Genomic DNA, 688 nt, shown 5'->3' with positions numbered 1-688 from the left:
AGTTGTTCGTGAGTCTCTCAAATTTTCGCAACACGATGATGAATCGAAAGAAACATCTTCGGGTTGTGAGGTTAAGCGACTAAGCGTACACGGTGGATGCCCTGGCAGTCAGAGGCGATGAAGGACGTGCTAATCTGCGATAAGCGTCGGTAAGGTGATATGAACCGTTATAACCGGCGATTTCCGAATGGGGAAACCCAGTGTGATTCGTCACACTATCATTAACTGAATCCATAGGTTAATGAGGCGAACCGGGGGAACTGAAACATCTAAGTACCCCGAGGAAAAGAAATCAACCGAGATTCCCCCAGTAGCGGCGAGCGAACGGGGAGGAGCCCAGAGCCTGAATCAGTGTGTGTGTTAGTGGAAGCGTCTGGAAAGGCGCGCGATACAGGGTGACAGCCCCGTACACAAAAATGCACATATTGTGAGCTCGATGAGTAGGGCGGGACACGTGGTATCCTGTCTGAATATGGGGGGACCATCCTCCAAGGCTAAATACTCCTGACTGACCGATAGTGAACCAGTACCGTGAGGGAAAGGCGAAAAGAACCCCGGCGAGGGGAGTGAAAAAGAACCTGAAACCGTGTACGTACAAGCAGTGGGAGCCTCTTTATGGGGTGACTGCGTACCTTTTGTATAATGGGTCAGCGACTTATATTCTGTAGCAAGGTTAACCGAATAGGGG

At 50.4% G+C, this 688-nt stretch carries 1 rRNA gene; it reads left to right on the top strand.

Annotated elements, in window-relative coordinates:
* Positions 1–69: 69 nt before the first annotated feature.
* Positions 70–688: ribosomal RNA gene (locus ATB02_RS25730) — 23S ribosomal RNA — on the top strand; the annotation flags it as partial.

The sequence above is a fragment of the Escherichia sp. MOD1-EC5189 genome, assembly GCF_002966045.1.
GTDB classification, from domain to species: domain Bacteria; phylum Pseudomonadota; class Gammaproteobacteria; order Enterobacterales; family Enterobacteriaceae; genus Escherichia; species Escherichia coli_F.
This window is presented reverse-complemented; position numbering and strand designations above follow the sequence as displayed.